Genomic DNA, 2,354 nt, shown 5'->3' with positions numbered 1-2,354 from the left:
CTCGTGCTGGATGCGCTGACGCCGCGTTCGCTCGGCGCGCTGATCGCCCTGTACGAGCACCGCGTCTTCGTGACCGGCGCACTGTGGGGCATCAACAGCTTCGACCAGTGGGGCGTGGAACTGGGCAAGGCACTCTGCAACCAGTTGCTGCCGCGCCTGGACTCTGGCGACACGGCGGGCCTGGACGGCTCGACCGCCGGCCTGTTGAAGCGGCTGGTGGCCGCATGAAGATCGTCTTTGATTTTGGCGGCGTGGTGTTCCGCTGGCATCCGGCCAGCTTCCTCGCGCGCCTCTGGCCGCACCGCATCGAGACGCTGGAGCAGGGGGCGGCCGCGGCTGTGGTCTTTTTTCAGAACTATGGTGGCGACTGGGGCCTGTTCGACCAGGGCCTGATCGGCGCCGACGAGGTGGTGCGCCGCATCTCGGCGCGCACCGGCTGGCCGCGGGGCGACGTCGCTGCGGTCGTGCGTGCAGTGCCGGACGAGCTGATGCTGATCCCCGCTACTGCCGTGCTGATCCGCGATCTGCGCGCCGCGGGGCACACGCTGCACTTCCTGTCCAACATGCCCGAGCCGTATGCGGACCATCTCAGCCGCAGCTTTCCACTGAATGAATGGTTCGAGTCGGGCCTGTTCTCGGGCCGTGTCAAGCAGATCAAGCCGAGCGCCGAGATGTTCGCGATGGCCGAGCGTCACTTCAATGCGCCGCCGCAGGACCTGCTTTTCCTGGACGACCACCCGGCCAATGTCRATGCGGCCCTGTCACGCGACTGGCAGGCCTTCCTGTTCACGGATGCCGCCAGCGCGCGGCGTGAGCTGGTGTCGCGGCGTCTGTTGAGCGCTTGAGCGCCTGATCAGTGCACCAGCGGCTCGCCGTCCGGCCCGTATTCATCCGGGTTCTGGGGCGGCGTGGCGGGCACGCGGAACGACTCGCTGGCCCAGGCGCCGAGGTCGATCTGCCGGCAGCGCTCGCTGCAGAAGGGCCGCCATTTGTTGCTGGGTGCGAACACGCTGTCGCCGCCACATTGAGGGCAGCGCACGATGCGCTCGCCTGCGGGGTTCGTCTTCATTGGCACAAGGCGAGTTCGAAGCCGCTGTCTTCCTGTGCCAGCTTGAGCCGGCCTTCCTCGTCCTGGCGCATCAGGCGGATGGAGATCATCAGCCGATGGCCGGAGATTTCGGGGATCAGCCCGAGGCTGGGGTCGATGCGCATGCGCAGCAGCTGGTAGACGCGGCCAGGCGGCAGGCTCTGCTGGAACTGCCCCGCGGTGGCCGCCACCTTGTGCGGGGCTCCAGAGTCGCGCAGCAGGCCGAGCAGCACCTGCAGGGCCTCAGCCAGCGGCATCAGCGTCTGGGCCCAGGTCATCAGATCCTTGCGTCGGCGCACCGGCAGCAACTGCTGCCAGTTGTAATAGGCCGGCAGGTCGAACTCGCAGGTGCCGCCGGGAATGCTGATGCGGCTGCGGATGCTCATCAGCCACTCGTTGCCCGTCAGCGTCGCGCCGGCCTTGCCGGCCAGCGCGTTCAAACGCTGGAAGGCGCCGTCGATGCGGGCGACGACTTCATCCAGGCGTGCTTCGTCAAGGCCGGGGCTGCCGCGGTAACCGATGAATTGCGCCTTGTGCTTCTCGAGTTCCTTGAGCAGATCGCTCTTGAGGTCGGCACGCGAAGCGACKTCCATGATCTCGAACAGCGTGACCAGGGCGAAATGATGGTCCAGCGCGGTCTCGCGCGACATCAGCGTGCCGAGGCGGTCGAACAGATGCTCGAGGCGAAGCATCGTGCGGATGCTTTCGTTGAACGGGTACTCGTACAGGACCAAAGGTGCCTCGGGTGGACTGCGATCAGGGCCGGGCGATTGTTTCACAGCCCCAGCGCTCGGCCAGGCTGAGAACCTCGTTTCTGAGCGCAACAAGCGGTAGGCGATCGTTGTGGAGCACAGCGTCGGCCGCCGCCCTGCGGGCTTCGCGGCTGGCCTGTGCTGCGATGGCGCCCGCAATGCGTTCGCGCGTCCAGCCCGGGCGCTGCAGCACCCGTTCGATCTGGGTTTCGATCGCGCAATCGACGACGAGCACGCGGGCGACGCGCGCCCGCCAGCGACCGGATTCGACCAGCAGAGGCACGTCGAAGACGACAAGGCGGGCCGTCGCGGTCTCAGCCTGCGCCTGTGCTTCAGCGGTGATCAGCGGATGCAGGATGGCCTCGAGCCGGCGCTTGGCCGTCGGGTCAGAGAAGACCAGGGCGCGCATTCGATCGCGGTCCAGGGCCCCATCGGTGCTGATGAAGTCCGCGCCGAACTGCACTGCAATGGCAGGCATGGCCRCACCGCTGGGCGCGGTCAGGGTGCGGGAGATG

The 2,354-nt window shown here is 67.2% G+C and carries 4 protein-coding genes and 1 pseudogene; 2 read left to right on the top strand and 3 right to left on the bottom strand.

All coding sequences use genetic code 11. From position 1 onward, the window contains the following. Together AC1DU6_RS27780 and AC1DU6_RS27775 are read left to right on the top strand one after the other, a co-directional pair. Nucleotides 1–228: pseudogene (locus tag AC1DU6_RS27780) on the top strand (glucose-6-phosphate isomerase); the annotation flags it as partial. Continuing rightward, nucleotides 225–845: an HAD family hydrolase gene (locus tag AC1DU6_RS27775; protein WP_477861071.1), complete on the top strand. Its 621-nt coding sequence runs from the start codon at nt 225–227 to the stop codon at nt 843–845. The pseudogene AC1DU6_RS27780 and the gene AC1DU6_RS27775, both read left to right, overlap by 4 nt. 8 nt (nt 846–853) lie before the next feature. Here AC1DU6_RS27775 and AC1DU6_RS27770 read toward each other — a convergent pair whose 3' ends face one another. From AC1DU6_RS27770 to coaE, 3 genes are all read right to left on the bottom strand, one after another. Further along, the gene (locus AC1DU6_RS27770) at nt 854–1,069 is read right to left on the bottom strand and encodes a DNA gyrase inhibitor YacG (RefSeq protein ID WP_056203363.1); all 216 of its coding nucleotides are present in this window, start codon (nt 1,067–1,069) and stop codon (nt 854–856) included. Beyond that, nucleotides 1,066–1,821 (bottom strand): cell division protein ZapD, encoded by a 756-nt coding sequence (gene zapD / locus AC1DU6_RS27765; protein WP_477861069.1) that lies wholly within the window; start codon nt 1,819–1,821, stop codon nt 1,066–1,068. The genes AC1DU6_RS27770 and zapD overlap by 4 nt, the downstream gene beginning before the upstream one ends. A 22-nt stretch (nt 1,822–1,843) precedes the next feature. Further along, nucleotides 1,844–2,354 (bottom strand): dephospho-CoA kinase (gene coaE, locus AC1DU6_RS27760; RefSeq protein WP_477861067.1); only part of this gene is annotated, 511 nt, incomplete at its 5' end.

It is taken from the genome of Roseateles sp. P5_B10 (assembly GCF_056400485.1).
The sequence above is the reverse complement of the archived record's forward strand: the minus strand, read 5'-3'. Positions and strand labels throughout refer to the sequence as shown.

Coding starts and splice junctions, on each gene's coding strand:
- AC1DU6_RS27770 (WP_056203363.1), bottom strand. CDS start 1,069: ATGAAGACGAACCCCGCAGGCGAGCGCATCGTGCGCTGCCCTCAATGT.